The sequence below is a fragment of the Algibacter sp. AS12 genome, from assembly GCF_046736315.1.
In the GTDB taxonomy this organism is placed as follows: Bacteria; Bacteroidota; Bacteroidia; order Flavobacteriales; family Flavobacteriaceae; genus Algibacter_B; species Algibacter_B amylolyticus.
This window is the reverse complement of the sequence record NZ_CP151841.1, coordinates 3,880,499-3,900,304: the sequence shown is the minus strand read 5'-3', so window position 1 is coordinate 3,900,304 and position 19,806 is coordinate 3,880,499. Positions and strand designations below refer to the sequence as shown.

Below are 19,806 nucleotides of genomic sequence, written 5' to 3'. Positions count from 1 at the left end.
GTTTTTTTATGCTATTATGCTTTCAATCAACTTCAGTTCTTCATCTGAAAATTTCAATAAATCTAAAGCTTTTACATTTTCTTTTAATTGATTTGAAGAACTAGCCCCCACTAATACCGATGCTACTTGTGGTTGTCTTAATATCCAAGCAATAGCCATTTGAGATAGTTTTTGTCCACGTTCTTTCGCAATAGCATCTAGCTTTCTTATTTTATCTAAATTATCTGTAACCGATTCTTTATTTAAATACGTTAATTCTTTAGCAGCACGAGACCCTTCCGGGACACCGTTTAAATATTTATCGGTAAGCATACCTTGCGCTAAAGGGGAAAAGGCAATACAGCCCACACCGTTGTTTTCTAAAGTATCAAGAAGACCATCTTCAACCCAACGATCGAACATTGAGTATCTAGCTTGGTGCAGAATAAAGGGCACTTTTGATTCCTTTAAAAGTTCTGCGGCCTTTTGAGTATCTACTGGATTATAATTAGAAATACCAACATATAAGGCTTTGCCTTGGCGTACAATATCTGCCAATGCACCCATGGTTTCTTCTAAAGGCGTGTCTGAATCGGGTCTATGATGATAAAAAATATCAACATAATCTAAGCCCATACGTTTTAAACTTTGGTCTAAGCTTGATATTAAATATTTTCGAGACCCAAAATCGCCATAAGGCCCTGGCCACATATCGTAACCTGCTTTGGTCGCAATAAATAATTCATCGCGGTACGATTTAAAATCCTTTTTAAAAATGGTGCCAAAATTCTCTTCGGCAGATCCGTAAGGTGGTCCATAATTATTAGCTAAATCAAAATGCGTAATACCTAAATCGAAAGCTGTTCTTAAAATTTCTCGACCATTTTGGATAGGATCAATAAACCCAAAATTATGCCATAAGCCAATAGAAATAGCGGGTAGCAAAACGCCGCTTTTTCCCGAACGTTTGTAGGTCATGTTTTCATACCTGTTTTCGGTGGCTAAATATTTTTTCACTCCAGATTTATCGTTTGCTTTCATATTGGTCTATTAAGAAAATCAAAAGTATCAAAACCTTTTAAAAATATAAGATAAATATTAAGTTTAACATTTTACAAGATTATTAAACATGAGGATATTTTGCTTAAAAATATTGAATTTCAAAGGGTTAGGGGGTATTTGGGCTCTTGTAATTTGATCTAATTTTTAAACTGTTAATATTAGTTTAATAATTTCATACCAAAAATGCTTGATAACCCCTTTAAAGATGTTATTTTTGCACGTTTCAAAATTTAAAATATGTCGGTTACAAAAGCAGAATTAGAATTAGAAGAAAGAGCAGAAGGTAAAAGTTTATACAGTTACCAGAAAGGTGCGATAGATAAGATTTTTACTGCTTTTGAAGAATCTCCAGAGGATTATCACTTGCTTTACCAATTGCCAACAGGTGGTGGTAAAACTGTAATATTTTCTGAAATAGTTAGACAATATTTAAAGCACCACAAAAAGAAAGTGTTAGTAATGACACACCGAATTGAATTGTGTAAACAAACATCTAATATGCTTACTGAATTTGGTGTACACAATAAAGTGGTAGATAGTAAGGCCGATTTAAGTGATCAAGCAGATTTTAGCTGTTTTGTTGCTATGGTTGAAACCTTAAATAATAGATTAAATGACGACAAACTTGATATTTCTGACATAGGTCTAGTAATTATTGATGAAGCACATTATAATTCATTTACAAAACTATTTAAGTTTTTTAGTAAATCGTTTATTTTAGGCGTTACTGCAACACCTTTAAGTTCTAGCATTGAATTACCAATGACCGATAATTACGATGAACTTATTGTTGGAGAAAGTATTGAATCGCTTATCGAGAATGGCTTTTTAGCACGAGCTGAAATGTTTACCTATAATGTTGGGTTAACCTCTTTAGTGGTAGGAGCCAATGGTGATTATACAGTTAAATCTTCTGAGGATTTATATACGGATAACGACATGTTATCCAAGTTATTACAAGCATACGAGGAGCGTGCTAAAGGAAAGAAAACGCTTATTTTTAATAATGGTATTACAACATCATTACATGTTTACGACACGTTTAGAAGGGCGGGATACCCAGTAGCGCATTTGGATAATACGAATACCAAAAAGGAGCGTTCCATGATATTAAAATGGTTTAAAAATACTCCAGGTGCCGTTTTAACTTCGGTTAGTATTTTAACTACCGGTTTTGATGAGCCAACAGTAGAAAGTATTATTTTAAATAGAGCGACAAAATCTTTAACACTTTACTACCAAATGATTGGTCGTGGATCTCGTATTTTAAAGGATAAGAAAACCTTTTCTGTTATCGATTTAGGTAACAACTTCCACCGTTTTGGTCCTTGGGGCGATGGTTTAGATTGGCAACGTATTTTTAAGTCGCCAACCTATTACTTGGATTCTATTTTAACGGATGACGAGTTAGAAAGCAATTTTAGATATGAAATGCCAGATGCCTTACGCGCAGAGTTTGCTAAATCTGAAGACGTACATTTCGATATCCAGAAAACATATGTAGATTCTATTAGAAACGGAGAGTCCTCAAAAGTTGTATTAGAGCGGTCCATAGAGCAACATGCTAAAATTTGTATTGAAAACAGCGAAGATGTTTACGATGCTTTGGCGCTTGCGAAACAACTTGGTGATGATATCGATTTTAGAATTCAACGCTATACAAAGTGTATTAGTAAAAGTACATATAACTTTGTAGATTGGTTAAAAGGAGATTATCGTAAGAAATTAAATTCCTATTTGCGTTCAAATTTCGATGAAGTTTTCGAGCAAATTCACGGGTTTCCTCCTGAAGATTAAAACTTTAGTTTTTATAGGAATATTTCTATTACCGTACCTGAAATTTCTTCTATCTTCGTAGTCTGTTTAAATATATATTTATTCAGGATAAAATGTTGGCTTAAAACTTAAAAATTGCTAAGTAATATATTAAATATAGGCATCAATTCTACCTTAAATCCAGATTGGATTAAAAGGGTTAGGATTGTAAATATGATGTCCTTAATAACGTTTTCAATCTCTATATCTTTTATAATATATGGAGTGCTTTTCAGCTGGCCAAATTTAATTATTTTAGTTGTAGTTATACCTTTTATAACATCGAGCACAACTTTAATTTTAAATTTTAAAAGACTATTTAAAATTGCTATAATAAACTATATAGCTTCTAACTTTATAATGATTTTTACTACTGCAATACTGTTGGGTTCAAAATTACATTATCAATATTTTTTAGTATCATTAATTGGCTTACCACTTATTTTTATAAAAGGAGATAATAAAAACTTAAGAACTATTTTATCCTTGCTACCCATTGTGTTATGGATTTATTTAGAGTTTCATTTTACTAAGTTCGAACCTGTTTTTTATTTACCGGAACATTACAATTATTTAATTAGAATAATAAATGATTTTTTAATGTTTGTTATTGTTTTTTGTATGTTTTATGTGTTTACAAAAGAGAGTAATACACATTTAAAAGAGCTGGAAAACAAAACATTAAAACTAACAGAATCTAATGCTAAATTAGAACAGTTTTCTTATATCGTTTCTCATGATTTAAAAGCGCCATTAACTAATATAGATTCCTTAATTTCAATTGTTGAAGATGATTATTTTAAAGATTTTAATGAAGAAGTACGCGATATATTCTCTATGATTAAAGAAAGTTCTATTAGGATGAACGCACTTGTTACTTCTATTTTAGAATACTCTAGAGCTGGAGAAGGAAATATTCGTATTACCACTTTTAACACTGCAGATATTTTTAAAGACATTCCGTTATTAATCAATATTCCGGAAAACATCCAGTTTAAGTATCCTAGCGTTACACATACTATAACAGGTTCTTACAGCCAGTTGGAGCAAGTTTTAATTAACTTGGTTAATAACGCTGTAAAGTATCATGATAAGGATGAAGGTACAATAAAAATTACGGTAGCTTCTTTAAATGCTGATTTTTTAAAGTTTCAAGTTATAGATGATGGTCCGGGAATAAAACCTCAATTTCATGATGTTATTTTCGAAATGTTTGGTACTGCTAATGAAGAGAGCAGATTAGATAGTTCTGGTTTAGGTTTATCGATTGTAAAAAAAATAGTGAGCTTAAACCTTGGCGAAATAGGTATAGAAAGCACTTACGCATCGGGTAGTTGTTTTTGGTTTACATGGCCTTTAAAAGTAATAGGTAAATAGCTTAAAACATGTACTTATCTGCTAGTTTTAGTACTTATATATTTTCTAGCTCATTTTATTTTAGGAAATATCGAGAGTCGGTAGGTTTAAGGCTAAACGTAGTGACTTGTTTTTTATGCGTTACAACGGGTAATATTGCACATGGGTGCTTTTTTATATAATTTTAAAATCAATTAACGGAAAAGGATTTACAGGGGTAAAACTTATGGGTGTTTTTTCGGTAGTTTATCATATTAAATTGTTTATCCCTCATAAAGAATTTTTAATGCTGTTAAGATTTTTCCTTTTAGTACTGCTCTTTATTCCCTTTTTTTCATTTTCTCAAGATAATTCGCCTTATATCGAGGTTACCGATAGTCAAGGAGGCGATGCTGTTTTTGTAGATTGCGATTACCCTGTAGATGCCGATAGGTGTTTTGATTTAGAAGCAAATTACACTATTATAAGCGAAACAACTTCTTATGAGGTAAACGCTATTCCTTTTACGAATTTAACAGGCTTAACAAACGAAACTTTAATTAGTATTTCTGGCGATGATAAATGGAGTGCCGTTTTACCCATGCCTTTCGATTTTTGTTTTTATACTGAAGGTTACAACCAACTCTTAATTGGTGATAACGGAATAATTAGCTTTAATACTACTTTAGCACTTGCCGATAGTCCATTTTTTGCAGGTAGTATACCAAATGCTTCTATGCCAACAAACGCCATTTTTGGTGCTTACCACGATTTAACTAATGATAATAATGTTTTTGGTTGTACAAATGATCCCGGAACACCAGAAAATGAATGTGGCGAGATAAAAACATACACAATAGGTACAGCACCTTCAAGAGCATTTGTTATTAGTTACGAAAATTTAAATCATTTTAATTGCGAAGTTAGCCGATCGACTTCGCAAATTGTTTTATACGAGGGGTCAAATATTATTGAAGTTTACATAAGAGAAAAACCATTAAACTGCGAAACTAGTGCATCGGCTGATTATCGAAAAAACGCACTTATTGGTATTCAGAATATCGATGGAACCGTAGCTACAACGCCTGTAGATAGAAACACAAGTGTTTGGAGCGCCACTAACGAAGCTTGGAGATTCTCGCCCAATGGTACGCCAGTAACAAATGTACAGTGGCGAAACGCAAGTAATGCGCTTATTGGAACAGGCGATCAAATTACTATTTGTCCAGAAGAAACAACAACATATACAGCTACCGTTACTTACGATATGTGTATTGGTGCAGATATTGTTTTACAAGACACGATTGATGTTGAAATTGATCTTTTGTTTCCAATTGCTATTGATAATAGTACCGTAGTTTGCGATGTAGATGTTATAGGTGCCGAAATCATTGATTTAACAACTTATAATCCTTTAATGGTGGGCACGCAAACCGGATTAGTATTAAGTTATTATAATAATTTGGCTGATGCTCGATTAGAAAATAATCCTATATTAAATCCTAATGCCTATACACTTACAAATCCAGATGAAACTATATATGTAAGACTTCAACGTGGTGTGGGCTGTTTTGATGTTGGGATTTTAAGTATAAGTTTAGAAGAATTAGGAACTAGCCAATTATCAAGAATTGCCCTTTGCGATGTAGCTAATGATAATTCTGAGTTTATAAACCTTGCTAATTACACGAGCCAAATAATAGGAGGGCAGACAGGAGTCAACATGACCTATCACGCAAATCAGAATGATGCGGATAATAATGCATTTCCAATTACAAGCTTAACAGCGGCAAATGGCGATTCTGTTTTTGTTAGATTCACTTTGCAACCAAATGCTACCTGTCCTAACGTGGAAGAAATTCCTATAGTTCTTTTTCCAGTTCCTGTTGTAGAACCTATTCCGGTTACATTGTGTTCTAACATAGCTATATATGATTTAACCCAACATGAAAGCGATGTGCAAGCTAACAATACCGAAGCAATTAACTTCAGTTATCATTTATATGAATCTTGGGCAGATAGAAATCTGTATCCTTTCGATCCTTCTAGCGTCTCGAACCCAATAGATCCTTCAACTTATGTTTTAAATAGTGTAAGTAGCATTTGGGTGCGTACATATACAAGTGCTGGCTGTGTGGAAATCTATCCAATAAACTTTACGTATATAGAAGGGGTTACCGTGCAGAATGACACACAGGTAAGTTCGGGTACTATTTTCGATTTAACCAATTCTGTAAATGATATGGTTGCCGATTTAACAGGAATAACTTATCAATTTCACGATACACTTGCAGGTGCGCAAACTCAAGATCCTAGTAGTTTAGTTTCAGATCCAGCTAATTTTGCGGTAACAAATCCAGAAACTGAAGTTTTTGTCGTATTTACTAATACGGCTTCGGGTTGTATTACAATTGGCGATATCCTTTTAGAGTCTGTTGGTTTTGGTGGTTCTGGAAATGGTGATTTTCAAGTTTGTGATAGCGCTAACGATTCGGAAGAACTGGTAACCTTAAGTGATTTTGATGACGATTTAATAGCCGGTTATGATGATGCACAATACATGGAAGTTACTTATCATGTTTTAGAATCTGATGCTAATAGTGCTACTGTTATTAATCCTATAACTCAAATTAATATTACAACAGCAACCGTAATTTATGCAAGAATTGCTTTGGTTTTTGAAAGTAAAGAAGAAGATTATAGCGTAGTAGAGGTGACATTAGATTTTCAATCTACCATACTTTTAAACGCGGTTACAGATACTATTTGTGATGAATTTTACAACAACAGAGAAGTCCATGATTTAACCCAATATGAGACAGATATAACAACAGAACCTGGTGCAACATTTGCTTATGAGTATACCTATGGTTCAGCCATAAATAATCCAACCACGTTTACTGTTGTAGGGCCAACGCGCATAATTAATGTTTTTGTTACTACACCAGATGGTTGTACCACAGAAACTACCATTACATTGTCTTTTCATCCAAGAGTAAGCACTAGTAATGCTACCCTCCAAGCCTGCGACACAGATAATAATAGTGAAGAGTTATTCGATTTAAACGATGCTTTACCCGTTATTACACCCGATTATTTAAATTATACAGCTACCTATTATCCAACATTAGCAGAAGCACAACAAGGCGACGTAGCCAACGAAATTGCAAATCCAATAGCACATCCGGTATCTACAAACACAACGGTTTATGTTCGGTTGTACGACGCTGCAACAACCTGTTATACAACATCTCGAATTAGTTTATCCATTGTGCCTGTTCCCGAAATAAGAAATGATGAAATAACGTATTGTGATTTTGATAATGACGGTATCGAAACCAACGTGAGTTTATCGCAATTTAATTCTCAAATTTTAGGCTCTCAACCTGGAGTTACTATTACGTACTATAATTCTTTAAGTAATGCCACTGCTTTAAGTGATCCTATTTCAGAATCTACAATAACAGATACAACAGAGCTTTTTGTAAATCTTGCTGCTCCAGATAATTGTAATACAGTTGGCGCAATAAATTTTAATTTACAATCCGCTCCAGTAGTTACTGATGTAAATGTTATTGTATGCGATAATTTTACCGATGCGGAAGAACGATACAATCTAACCCTTAGCAATCCTAATATTATTCCGGACCCGGAGAACCACACATTTCGGTATTTTAGAAACGAACCTAATGCTATTAATAATTCTGGTGCCATATCTTCAAATTATTTAATTACTTCTGTGCCTCAAACTATCTTTGTTCGTGTTACAAATAGAGTTACTGGTTGTTTTTCTATAGCTGAAATAGGATTAGATTTCACATTTCCTGTGGTCGTTAAAGATGTAGAATTAACGGCTTGTGATGATGATTATAACTTATCTGAAGAATTTGACTTAACAACAGCTATTCCCGATATGTTAGCAGATACAAGCGGATTGACTATTAGTTATTATTCTGATTTAGCTGGTGCAGAAACCGAAAATACAAGTTTCCAAATTACTACTCCAGAAAATCATAATACGGCATCGGAATCGGACAACGTTTTTGTTCGGTTTGATGATTTAGCAACAGGTTGTTTTTCCATTGGAAAAGTGGTGCTAAAAGCATTAGCTACTCCTAAATTAGTTGAAAGTGCTTACGAAATTTGCGATACCGATTTTGATGGCTTTTACACCTTAGATTTAACCGATTTAAATCCATTAATCATTCAAGATCAAACCGATTTAGACTTTACATATTACACTAGTATAGATGACGCTGAAGCAGAAGAAGATGCTATAAGCAACATTTCTAAATATGCTATTCCTAATGATAATCATATTATTTACATTCATGTAGTAAATCAATTTGGATGTAAATCAATAACGACGGTAACCATTTATATTAAAACCTCTGTAGCAGTTGAGATGGTTTCTGAAGTTATGGAATCCTGTGATAACGACTTAAATAACTATGCGTTTTTCGATTTAACATCTTTTGAAAATTTATTTACTACTGAAACCGGCACGACTTTCAGATATTTTAATACGCAAAATGATGCCAAATTAGAGCAGGGTGAAATACTAAATCCTTCGGTTTACGAAAATATTAACCCGAACTCACAGGTGGTTTACGTTCGTGTGTCAGCACCAGATAAATGTGATAATATAACCTCTTTCGGAATTAAGACTATTCATATTACGCCGCCAACTCTAACAAAAGCGACGTTTTGTGCAGGAACAACGGTAACCTTAGATATTGGTTCAGATTACGAAGAATACGAATGGAGTACCCTAGAAACCACGCAAAGTATTGAAGTTGATGCAGCAGGAACCTATAGCGTAACTTTAATAGACGATAACGGTTGTACAGACACCTTTAATGTAGAGGTTGAAGAATTACCATTACCAGAAGTAGTTTTAACAAGTATTACCGAATGCGATTATTATCAAGATGCCGATGGCATTATGCAGTTTAATTTACACGATTACGATGATGATTTAACGAATAGCAACGGCAACGTAACTACGCATTTTTACTTATCGCTAGATGATTTGGATAATGATTTCGATGAGCAAACAGGAACGTTTACAAACAGCGCAAACCCACAAACTATATACGTAAAAGTTGTTGATAATGATACGGGATGTTTTGATTCAACCACACTAACGCTAAATAGTAGTTTTGAAATTGTAACAAACAATACTTACGAAATTTGCGATACCGATTTTGATGGTAATTACAGCTTTAATTTAACCGAATTAAATACTTTGGTTGTTACAGGTGTTACAGGTTTAACATTCGAATATTACACATCTCAAAATCTAGCAGAAACACAAACCGACGCCATTTCAGGCAATTATACCATACCAAATAACAACCACAATGTATTTGTTAGAGTAGAAAACAATTTGGAATGTGCTTATATTGCAACGGTCGAGGTAAGCCATAAAGCAGATGCACTTGTCAATGTTGTAAGCGAGGTTTTAGAAGCTTGTGATGATGATTTAGATACCTATACCATTTTCGATTTAACAAGTTTCGAAAATTTAGTTTCTACGGAAATTGGTGCAACCTATCGCTATTACAATTCAAGGATTGATGCCAATCTAGAACAGAATGAAATTCCAGACCCAACGGCACATCAAAACATTACACCAGATGCTCAATCGGTTTATGTTCGTGTATCAGTTGCAGATAAATGTGATAATATCACCTCTTTTAATATTGAAACCATACATATTACGCCGCCAACACTAACAAAAGCAACCTTTTGCGCAGGAACAACGGTAACCTTAGATATTGGTGCAGATTACGAAGAATACGAATGGAGTACCCTAGAAACCACGCAAAGTATTGAAGTTGATGCAGCAGGAACCTATAGCGTAACTTTAATAGACGATAACGGTTGTACAGACACCTTTAATGTAGAGGTTGAAGAATTACCATTACCAGAAGTAGTTTTAACAAGTATTACCGAATGCGATTATTATCAAGATGCCGATGGCATTATGCAGTTTAATTTACACGATTACGATGATGATTTAACGAATAGCAACGGCAACGTAACTACGCATTTTTACTTATCGCTAGATGATTTGGATAATGATTTCGATGAGCAAACAGGAACGTTTACAAATAGCGCAAACCCACAAACTATATACGTAAAAGTTGTTGATAATGATACAGGATGTTTTGATTCAACCACACTAACATTAAATAGTAGTTTTGAAATTGTAACAAACAATACTTACGAAATTTGCGACACCGATTTTGATGGTAATTACAGCTTCAATTTAACCGAATTAAATACTTTGGTTGTTACAGATGTTACAGGTTTAACATTCGAATATTACACATCGCAAAGTTTAGCAGAAACACAAACCGATGCTATTTCAAGCAATTATACCATACCAAATAACAACCACAATGTATTTGTTAGAGTAGAAAACAATTTGGAATGTGCTTACATTGCAACGGTCGAGGTAAGCCATAAAGCAGGTGCACTTGTTAATGTTGTAAGCGAGGTTTTAGAAGCTTGTGATGATGATTTAGATACCTATACTATTTTCGATTTAACCAGTTTTGAAACCCTAGTTTCAACCGAAGTTGGAGCAACCTATCGCTATTACAATTCAAGGATTGATGCCAATCTAGAACAGAATGAAATTCCAGAACCAACGGCGCATCAAAACATTACACCAGATGCTCAAACGGTTTATGTGCGTGTTCTTGTGGCTGATAAATGTGATAATATAACCTCTTTTAATATTGAAACCATACATATTACGCCGCCAACACTAACAAAAGCAACCTTTTGCGCAGGAACAACGGTAACTTTAGATATTGGTGCAGATTACGAAGAATACGAATGGAGCACACTAGAAACTACGCAAAGTATTGAAGTTGATACAGCAGGAACTTACAGCGTAACTTTAATTGACGATAATGGTTGTACAGACACATTTAATGTAGAGGTTGAAGAATTACCATTACCAGAAGTAGTTCCAACAAGTATTACCGAATGCGATTATTACCAAGATGCCGATGGCATTATGCAGTTTAATTTACACGACTACGATGATGATTTAACCAATAGCAACAGCAACGTAACTACGCATTTTTACTTATCGCAAGATGATTTAGATAATGATTTGGATGAGCAAACAGGAACGTTTACAAACACCGCAACCCCTCAAGTTTTATACGTGAAAATTGTAGACAAAGATACAGGATGTTTTGATGTTGCAGAACTTACCTTAAATGCAAGTTTTATTGATCCAAACCCTGCGATACTTGAACTTTGTGATGAATTAGACTCGGAAGATGGTTTTAATACTTTCGATGTATCCTTGGCCGATTCTCAAGTTATTAGCGGTTTACCTGCAAACACGCAAGTAGTGTATTACGAAACTTATGATGATGCTTTTAATATAGTAAATGCACTTAATACGAATTATGAAAACAAAGAAGCGTATTCGCAAACTATTTATTCTAGAGTAGAAAACACAGATGGCTGTTTTGGTATTGATGAGGTTTTATTAATTGTTAATGATCTTCCAATTATTGAAGCCGATGAGTCGGCAATTTATTGTTTAAATACATATCCAGACACCATGACTTTAGAGGGCGGAATAATTGGCGATTCACCTAGCAATTACACCTACAATTGGAGTACAGGAGCGCAAACTCCTACTATAGAAATTAATGAAATAGGCGTGTATAATGTGGATATTACGAGTACAGTCGGATGTACAAAAAGCCGTACTATAACCGTTTTACCTTCCAATATTGCGACAATTGAAAGTATCGATATTCAAGATGCTATGGATATTAACAGTCTAACGGTTTATGTTTCAGGCGAAGGTGATTATGAGTATGCTTTAGATAGCGAAAATGGTCCTTATCAAGATGATAATGCTTTTACTAGAGTAGAAGGTGGACTGCATACTGTTTATGCAAGAGATAGAAATGGCTGTGGTGTTGTGCAAGAAAAAATATCGGTAATTAGTATACCAAAATTCTTTACACCAAATGATGACTCTTATAATGATACATGGCTTCCTAAAGGTATTTCTAGAGAATTTCAAACCGATGTTTACATTTATATCTATGATCGTTACGGTAAGCTTTTAAATCAATTAAACCCTTACGGAATAGGGTGGGATGGAAAGGCTAAAGGCCAAGTCATGCCAACGTCAGATTATTGGTTTACTATAGAATTTAAAGAAACATTTAGCGATAAACATAGAGCATTTAACGGGCATTTTACGCTAAAACGATAATGACAATTAATTAACTTTAAAACTGTCAAAATTAGTAATACATATGAATAGAAAACTACAATTATTATTTGCCTTTATTATGGCAACATCTACTTACGGTCAAGATTTAAAAGTAGAAGACCTCGGCTTTGGGTTTAAAACCTATAAAGAAGGTCAAGCATTTACAACTATTGCTTATGATAGTATAAATAAACGCGTTTGGGGAGGAACCAATCAAGAAGGTGTATTTTATATGCAATCTGAAGATGGGGCTCCTAACGGAGATTTCTCTTCGTTTTCTGCAAGTGCATCTGGAGGTCCTGATATTTCCAATTTAAGAATTCAGAGTATGTCGGGCGATGGAAATGGAAATATTTGGGTTGGTCATGCCGGAATAAGCACGAATGAAACTCAAGGTGGTATGGAGCTTATAAATAGTGCTATGAGTGTTTCACATTACTATGCCGATACTGATGCTAGAGGATATGCTAACCAAGGACTTGCTTTTAATCAAAATGATGGTTTAGCCACTCGAGATGTTCGATCGGTTACTACCGATAAGAATAATACAGTTTGGGCAGCTCAAAGATATCATCAATTATTTTTAACAAGTCCTTACGTGTATATAGTAACTCCGGGTACTATTTCTTATAGATTTAGTAACGCTAGTTTGTTTGAATCTGTAAGTACATGGAAAGATTATCAGGAAGGCAATCAAGCACCCGAATTACCTTATCCTGCATTCACATATAATCCAGATGCCAGTCAAACAGCTCAAACTAGAAATTTGCAAGCCATATCTTCTGATGATACAGGAGTTTGGGTTGGTGCTTGGAGCTATGCCATTCATGATAATCCAGATGTTAGAATGGAAAATAGAATTTTGCATTATAATTTTAACGGGAGTTTCGCAAATGAATCATTCACTTTCGATCAAATGAATTTCCCTGTTGGTGGTATAATTAATGGACTTTGTGCCAATAATGAAAAAGGAATTTGGGTAACAACAAGTTTTAGTGGTAAAGGTTTTTCGGTATATAATGGCATGGAGTGGACTTACATGAACCCTTCAGGAAATGCTAGTCAAATAATTCCTTCTGGAACAAGATTTAACGATAATGCCACATGGAAAAATGAATACGGAAATGTATTTCTAGGTACCAATAAAGGATTATTAATATACGATGGTAGAGGTCCAGTAAATGAGCAATCGTCATATACATTTTATAGTAAAACAGATCAAATTGCTAATAGTCCATTTGCTATTGTTGATGAAGATATGGCTTCAAACAACATAACTGGCGGTGTATCTCAACAAAATGGTATACAATGGATTGCCACAGATAATGGTATTATGCGTTCGCAACTCGGGTTTATTAAGTTTGATGATAATGTTGGTGTTTGTCCTAACTTATGGAGAGACCTTGCAAGTAATTTTTCAGTTGATGCAAGTTTAAAACAATGTACTAACTCTCAAGACTTGTCAAGTAATGAGACTGTTATAGAAGTTGAAAACAAAATCAATGAAGGATTAGCAAGCGGAGACAAAACATATCATCGTTATCAAATAACAACAAAAATTAGTGGCGGAGAATCTAAATACGGAACAGTAGAGAATATTTTTCATATTCTTAAGGAGCAAGCTAGATTTCAAGCTATAATTCCATACGATTTACCTGTAGAAGTTCTAGGAGACGACTTTTTAAGAGAAGTCGATGATAGCCACGTTAAAATATTTGAAGATTTATCTAATTCTCAAACAGAACATATAAGCTCGGTTCAAGAGCTTATGAATGAAAGACAAGATGTTTTTGGTGATTATGATATTTTAGATAATGATTGGAAAACAGCGGCTGGTTTTCTTATCGATATTAATGAATTTCATTGGCTTAAATTACAAACTGTAAATTACTATAATTCGCAAGTTGAAGTAAATGAAACAAAATCATTACATGAAAACACTACTTATAAACTCTATAATAACCCTTCAGCGTCAGAAGCAAGGGCAATTTTTATGGATTATTATGATTCTTTTTTGAAATCAATAAAAGACGACGAATTATGTGATAGTGGACTTGGTTTAGAATCTGCACTTTATGATCCTGTTATAATGCATATAGATGATACTAATTATACCATTACAAACTACACAAAAGAAGGACATTATTTTCATCCTGGTAAAATTACAAGAACAGTATTGCGAGATCAAGAAACAGGAGAGGTTTATGTTAGAACTATAGGTGAGGGGCTTCATTTCTGTAAAGGTGAACTTGGAGAGTTTTCAGGAAAACTTAATACCATCATGGGAGTGGTTCTATTTAAAAACCTAGACATTAGATTAAGAAAAGCATTCGAAACATTATCTGAATAATTTAAAAAAAATAAAAAATGAAATATACAATTACATGTATAATATTACTTCAAGCAATATATATGCAAGCACAAAATATTGATGCATTAACCGGAAAAATTTGGGCGGTTCAAGAACAATATGTATTACATGAAGAGTCTGGAAAAAGAACAGATTTATATAATTTTAATAGTGAAAACGAATTGAATAATAAGTTTGATGGTTTTAAATATGATTTTCAAACTTCTGGCACACTATTGGTTACCCTTGAAAGTGCTACCGAAACTAAAACTTGGGCGTTTTCTAATTCAGGAAATAGCTTTTCTATTAATGATGCTAGTTATGAAGTGGTGAGTTTAACAACAGAAGAGTTTATTGTTAGAAATAGTGTTGAAAAATATGGTGTAGAACTTAATTATTACCTTAAATTAGGGTCTGTTCAAAGTTTATCAAATGGAGCATTTAATTTAAATAATTACTTGGATGTTTACCCTAATCCTGCATCGGATGTTCTAAACCTAAAATTCGATAATGCTATTATTAATAATTTAAAGGAACTAGTTGTAATCGATGTAATGGGGAAGAATATCATGACTTCAGCCTTATCGAATAATAGCCTTCAAGAAATTTCTGTAAATAGCCTTTCAAAAGGGGTTTATTTTGCAAAAATAATTGATAATTCGAATACAACAGTTGCTATCAAGAAATTTATAGTAAACAATTAATTTTGTAACATTAACAACTATACTAGATAAGGTATTACATATTAAATGATGTGATACCTTATTTTTTTAAGGCTATACAAAGTATAAATGAACGCGTTATTTGCTTTGCTATAACGCCTAACGACTTATTTTAACGTCATAAAGTTATTTGCGATTGTGAAAGCTTAATAATGGGCTGAATATTATAACATCATGAAAATAAGGCGTATCTTTGTTCTATATTAATATTAAAACCCAGTAGGAGTATTTAAACTATGGCAAAATCGCAAGTAACATTTAACAAAATTGAAAAAGAAAAAAAGCGCTTAAAGAAGAGAGAAGAAAAGCAAAAAAAGAAAGACGCTAGAAAAGCTGAAGCTAAAGAAAACCCACAAGGAATTCAGTTTGCTTATGTAGATTTTAATGGAAATTTAACAGATACGCCGCCAGACCCAGCAATGCGCGAAAAGGTTGAAGCTGAAAGTATTGAATTAGGTATCCCTAAGAAAGAAGATAGAGAAGAAGAAGAGCCAGCAAACAAAGAAGGGAAAGTATCTTTCTTTGATCATTCTAAAGGTTTTGGTTTTATTTTAGATAGTATAAACCAAGAAAAATATTTTGTGCATGTTAGTGGTTTACTTGAGGATATCGAGGAAAACGACAAAGTAACTTACGAGTTAGAACGTGGGCAAAAAGGAATGAACGCCGTTAGAGTTAAAAAGATTTAAGAATTTTTTTTCTAGTGTAATGCTAGGAATATACATTATACAAAAGGCTAAAATATGAGTGCATCGCGTAAAACGGTTCTTATAATTTTAGCCTTTTTTGCTATTTATGTTATTTGGGGATCTACCTATATGCTTAATAAAATAGCAGTCTCACAATTACCACCATTTTTTCTTGCAGCCGTTAGGTTTCTTGTTGCAAGTATTATCATTTTTATTATTGCAAAAAGCTTAGGTATTAGTTTAACTATTACCAAAAAGCAATTTATAAATACTTGTATAGCAGGTTTATTGTTTTTAACCCTAGGAAATGGGTTAGCGGTTGTGGCTTTAAAATATATAGATAGTGGTTTTGCTGCTTTAGAGATTTCTTCACAGCCTTTGGTTGTTCTTATCATGATGCGCATTTTTCTCGGGAAAAAGATTAAAACCATGTCTTACATTGGTGTTGTTTTAGGGTTTATAGGTATCTTTTTATTAGTTAGCCAAAATCAAATAATAAATAAGGAAGGGCAAATATTAGGCATGATTCTAATATTCTTATGTATGCTCTGTTGGGCCTATGCAAGTATTTTTGTTGGAAATGCCGATTTACCAAAAAATCATTTTGTAAATACAGGATATCAAATGCTTACTGGTGGTATTATGCTGTGTATTGTAAGTTTATGTTTAAACGAACCGTGGTCGTTGCCAAATGTTTGGAAGAATGATGTACAATGGGCTATGGGTGGTCTTATTCTATTTGGAAGTATTGTTGCTTTTACAGCTTTCAATTATCTTTTAAAAGAAGTGTCTCCCGAAAAAGTAGCAACATCTACTTATGTAAATCCTATTATTGCTTTAGTTTTAGGTTGGTGGGTTTTAGACGAGCAAATAACTTTACAATCCATTATTGCAGCCGGAATTTTGTTAACTGGTGTTTATTTTATAAATACAAAACGCCTTTTTAAATTAAGAAGTATTGGACGTTAAGCAAGCTATTAAATTTATGATTATAAGCACTATGGCCTTTGCTTGTATGAATGCAACAGTAAAATATTTAACGCACATTAGTGCCTACCAAATTGTATTTTTCAGATCTATTGGCTCTTTGTTTTTTACATTTGGCTTTCTCTTAAAAAATAAAATTCCTTTTTTAGGAAACAATAGAAAACTATTGGTTTTACGAGGCCTTGTAGGTGTTGTATCTATGACCTTGTTTTTTATGTCTACCAAATACTTGCCTATAGGAACCGCAGTGTCGTTACGCTATATGGGACCAATTTTTGCCGCCATTTTTGCTGTTTTTCTTTTAAAAGAAAAAGTAAAAGCCTTACAATGGCTATTTTTCGCCATGGCTTTTGCTGGTGTTATAATCTTAAAAGGATTCGATACCGAATTAAATTGGTTTGGTTTAACACTAATTTTTATTTCGGCAATTTTTATTGGTCTAGTTTATATTATAATTAGTAAAATAGGTAAAGGCGATCATCCTGTTGTTGTGGTTAATTACTTTTTAGTTATTTCCACGATTGTTGGTGGTTTGTTATCCATTAACAATTGGGTGCAGCCAGTAGGAAAGGAGTGGGCTTTATTATTAGCTTTAGGTGTTTTTGGATATTTTGGGCAAGTAAATATGACCAAAGCACTACAAGCAGCATCTACAACTCAAGTAGCACCACTAAAATATTTAGAGGTTATTTTTACTTTGCTTTTTGGCGTATTCTTTTTTAGCGAAATTTACACGTTTTGGAGTTTATTAGGTATCGCATTAATTATAGCTGGCTTAGTACTAAATATTATTTATAAAGGCAAAAAAATAGCGAAGCATTAAATTATAAAGGACAATATAATTCGTAATTTTACTGCAATTTATTTGAACATTTTATTTCATGAGTTTTAAAACGCGAGTTAACAATTACAGAAGAAAAATTATGCGCAGCATTACCAAAAATATTGGTAGCTCATACACCGAACCTAAAAAGGGTGAAATTAATAGTTCTGAAATTAAAACCGTTTTAATAATAAGGCCTAACCATCGTTTAGGAAATCAATTACTATTAACGCCACTTGTGCAAGAGGTTATAAATACGTTTGATGGCTGCGAAATTGATTTATTTGTAAAAGGCGGTGTAGCACACCCTGTATTTGAAAACTACAGCCAAATAAATAAGATTATAAAACTGCCTAAGAAGCCTTTTAATAACTTATTTCAATACTCTAAAAGTTGGATTTCTATTAAAAAGAAAACATACGATTTGGTTATTAATGCCGATAAAAACTCATCTTCAGGAAGGTTGCTAACGAAAATGGCTAAGGCAAGAGTTAAGGTTTTTGGCGATATTGACGATAGTATAAAAACCACCTATCCAGATCACGAACATATTTCGAAATATCCTATTTATAATTTAAGACATTACTTAGCCAAAATAGGCTTGGATAAAGCAAATATCGAAATGCCCGTTTTAAACATTAAACTTGATGATGCCGAAATAGATAACGGTAAAGCTATTCTAAAAGATATTATTAAAAACGATAAAAAAACCATTTGTATTTACACGAATGCTACGGGAGCTAAGTGTTATTCGGAAGATTGGTGGGAAACCTTTTACAGCCGATTAAAACAAGAGTACACAGATTACAATATTATAGAAATGCTACCTATCGAAAATATTTCTAAAATTAATTTTAAAGCACCTCACTTTTATAGTAAAGATCTAAGAGAAATGGGGGCTATTATCCACAATACAAGTATTTTTATTGCGGCCGATAATGGCGTTATGCATTTGGCTAGCGCGTCGTTAACACCTTGCGTAGGTTTCTTCTCGGTTACAAACCCTAATATTTATGCGCCTTACGGCAATGGAAGTGTTGCTTTACATACCAAGGAAACGACTATGGAAGATTGGATAGCGGCCATAAATGCCATTCTAAATTAATTAAAAATTGGTTTCAATTTATTTGTTGTAATTTTAGTGTGTATCTTTTAATACACTCCAAATGAAAGCGAATTTTCTATATTTAATATTAGTATTTACAATGGTTTTATCTTGTAAAACAGTTAAGTTTTCGGAGTCTGAAATTCAAACTTTTGATAATTTAATAGCTAGTAAAAACTTTACAATAGAATCGGATAGGGCATATCCTTTAATTACCAATGCCATGCAACAGGTTTTAAATTCTGGTATTATGCGACCAGATAATGCAGGTGGTGTAATTAGTTTAATTGGTAATTATAATTTCTTGACTATTAAAGGCGATAGTATTTCTTCGCATTTACCTTATTTTGGTGAGCGCCAAATGGGTGTAGATTATGGTGGTGGCGATAGCTCGATTGAGTTAGAAGGGTTAATAAAGGACTATAATGTTACAGAAGGTAAAAACAATACGTATACCATAACGTTTGATGCAAAAAGTAAAGGTGAAAAATTTAAAGGGCAAATAGTTGTATTCCCTAGTTTAAAAGCAGAAATACAAATATCGGGTAACTCTAGAAATTCAATTTCTTATTCGGGTGCACTAACGGCTACTGCAGACTCTAAAGATAGCAAGTAAGCGCGTTAAGAGTTGTAAGGGAAAGCACACAGCCCAACGTAGGAGGAGCGAGGACTTGTA

General features: G+C 33.4%; 11 protein-coding genes. 10 read left to right on the top strand and 1 reads right to left on the bottom strand.

What is annotated here, in order from left to right; translation table 11 throughout:
* Window positions 1-6 precede the first annotated feature (6 nt).
* The gene (mgrA, locus tag AAFN75_RS15925; protein ID WP_411807289.1) at window positions 7-1,020 is read right to left on the bottom strand and encodes an L-glyceraldehyde 3-phosphate reductase; all 1,014 of its coding nucleotides are present in this window, start codon (window positions 1,018-1,020) and stop codon (window positions 7-9) included.
* 258 nt (window positions 1,021-1,278) lie between these two features.
* On the opposite strand from mgrA, the gene AAFN75_RS15920 reads away from it, so the two are divergent.
* From AAFN75_RS15920 to AAFN75_RS15875, 10 genes are all read left to right on the top strand, one after another.
* The gene (locus AAFN75_RS15920; RefSeq protein WP_411807288.1) at window positions 1,279-2,838 is read left to right on the top strand and encodes a DEAD/DEAH box helicase; all 1,560 of its coding nucleotides are present in this window, start codon (window positions 1,279-1,281) and stop codon (window positions 2,836-2,838) included.
* Between the two features lie 114 nt (window positions 2,839-2,952).
* Window positions 2,953-4,233 carry a sensor histidine kinase gene (locus AAFN75_RS15915; RefSeq protein ID WP_411807287.1) on the top strand — a complete coding sequence of 427 codons (1,281 nt, stop codon included), beginning with the start codon at window positions 2,953-2,955 and terminating at the stop codon, window positions 4,231-4,233.
* 265 nt (window positions 4,234-4,498) lie between these two features.
* Window positions 4,499-12,454 carry a T9SS type B sorting domain-containing protein gene (locus tag AAFN75_RS15910; protein ID WP_411807286.1) on the top strand — a complete coding sequence of 2,652 codons (7,956 nt, stop codon included), beginning with the start codon at window positions 4,499-4,501 and terminating at the stop codon, window positions 12,452-12,454.
* A 43-nt stretch (window positions 12,455-12,497) separates the two neighbouring features.
* The gene (locus AAFN75_RS15905) at window positions 12,498-14,804 is read left to right on the top strand and encodes a hypothetical protein (protein ID WP_411807285.1); all 2,307 of its coding nucleotides are present in this window, start codon (window positions 12,498-12,500) and stop codon (window positions 14,802-14,804) included.
* A 17-nt stretch (window positions 14,805-14,821) separates the two neighbouring features.
* On the top strand, window positions 14,822-15,508 hold the full coding sequence (locus AAFN75_RS15900) for a T9SS type A sorting domain-containing protein (RefSeq protein WP_411807284.1): 687 nt from the start codon (window positions 14,822-14,824) through the stop codon (window positions 15,506-15,508).
* 254 nt (window positions 15,509-15,762) lie between these two features.
* On the top strand, window positions 15,763-16,215 hold the full coding sequence (locus AAFN75_RS15895; protein ID WP_144117991.1) for a cold-shock protein: 453 nt from the start codon (window positions 15,763-15,765) through the stop codon (window positions 16,213-16,215).
* Window positions 16,216-16,269: 54 nt separating this feature from the next.
* Window positions 16,270-17,184: an EamA family transporter gene (locus tag AAFN75_RS15890; protein ID WP_411807283.1), complete on the top strand. Its 915-nt coding sequence runs from the start codon at window positions 16,270-16,272 to the stop codon at window positions 17,182-17,184.
* Window positions 17,185-17,200: 16 nt separating this feature from the next.
* The gene (locus tag AAFN75_RS15885; protein WP_411809292.1) at window positions 17,201-18,025 is read left to right on the top strand and encodes a DMT family transporter; all 825 of its coding nucleotides are present in this window, start codon (window positions 17,201-17,203) and stop codon (window positions 18,023-18,025) included.
* 58 nt (window positions 18,026-18,083) lie between these two features.
* The gene (locus AAFN75_RS15880; protein WP_411807282.1) at window positions 18,084-19,130 is read left to right on the top strand and encodes a glycosyltransferase family 9 protein; all 1,047 of its coding nucleotides are present in this window, start codon (window positions 18,084-18,086) and stop codon (window positions 19,128-19,130) included.
* Between the two features lie 61 nt (window positions 19,131-19,191).
* The gene (locus tag AAFN75_RS15875; protein ID WP_411807281.1) at window positions 19,192-19,746 is read left to right on the top strand and encodes a DUF4251 domain-containing protein; all 555 of its coding nucleotides are present in this window, start codon (window positions 19,192-19,194) and stop codon (window positions 19,744-19,746) included.
* The last annotated feature ends 60 nt before the right edge of the window (window positions 19,747-19,806 follow it).

Excerpts from the sequence above, each read along its gene's own strand:
- mgrA (WP_411807289.1), bottom strand. The coding sequence starts at position 1,020 with ATGAAAGCAAACGATAAATCTGGAGTGAAAAAATATTTAGCCACCGAA.
- AAFN75_RS15900 (WP_411807284.1), top strand. The coding sequence starts at position 14,822 with ATGAAATATACAATTACATGTATAATATTACTTCAAGCAATATATATG.
- AAFN75_RS15920 (WP_411807288.1), top strand. The coding sequence starts at position 1,279 with ATGTCGGTTACAAAAGCAGAATTAGAATTAGAAGAAAGAGCAGAAGGT.
- AAFN75_RS15905 (WP_411807285.1), top strand. The coding sequence starts at position 12,498 with ATGAATAGAAAACTACAATTATTATTTGCCTTTATTATGGCAACATCT.
- AAFN75_RS15875 (WP_411807281.1), top strand. The coding sequence starts at position 19,192 with ATGAAAGCGAATTTTCTATATTTAATATTAGTATTTACAATGGTTTTA.
- AAFN75_RS15880 (WP_411807282.1), top strand. The coding sequence starts at position 18,084 with ATGAGTTTTAAAACGCGAGTTAACAATTACAGAAGAAAAATTATGCGC.
- AAFN75_RS15910 (WP_411807286.1), top strand. The coding sequence starts at position 4,499 with ATGCTGTTAAGATTTTTCCTTTTAGTACTGCTCTTTATTCCCTTTTTT.
- AAFN75_RS15895 (WP_144117991.1), top strand. The coding sequence starts at position 15,763 with ATGGCAAAATCGCAAGTAACATTTAACAAAATTGAAAAAGAAAAAAAG.
- AAFN75_RS15885 (WP_411809292.1), top strand. The coding sequence starts at position 17,201 with ATGATTATAAGCACTATGGCCTTTGCTTGTATGAATGCAACAGTAAAA.
- AAFN75_RS15890 (WP_411807283.1), top strand. The coding sequence starts at position 16,270 with ATGAGTGCATCGCGTAAAACGGTTCTTATAATTTTAGCCTTTTTTGCT.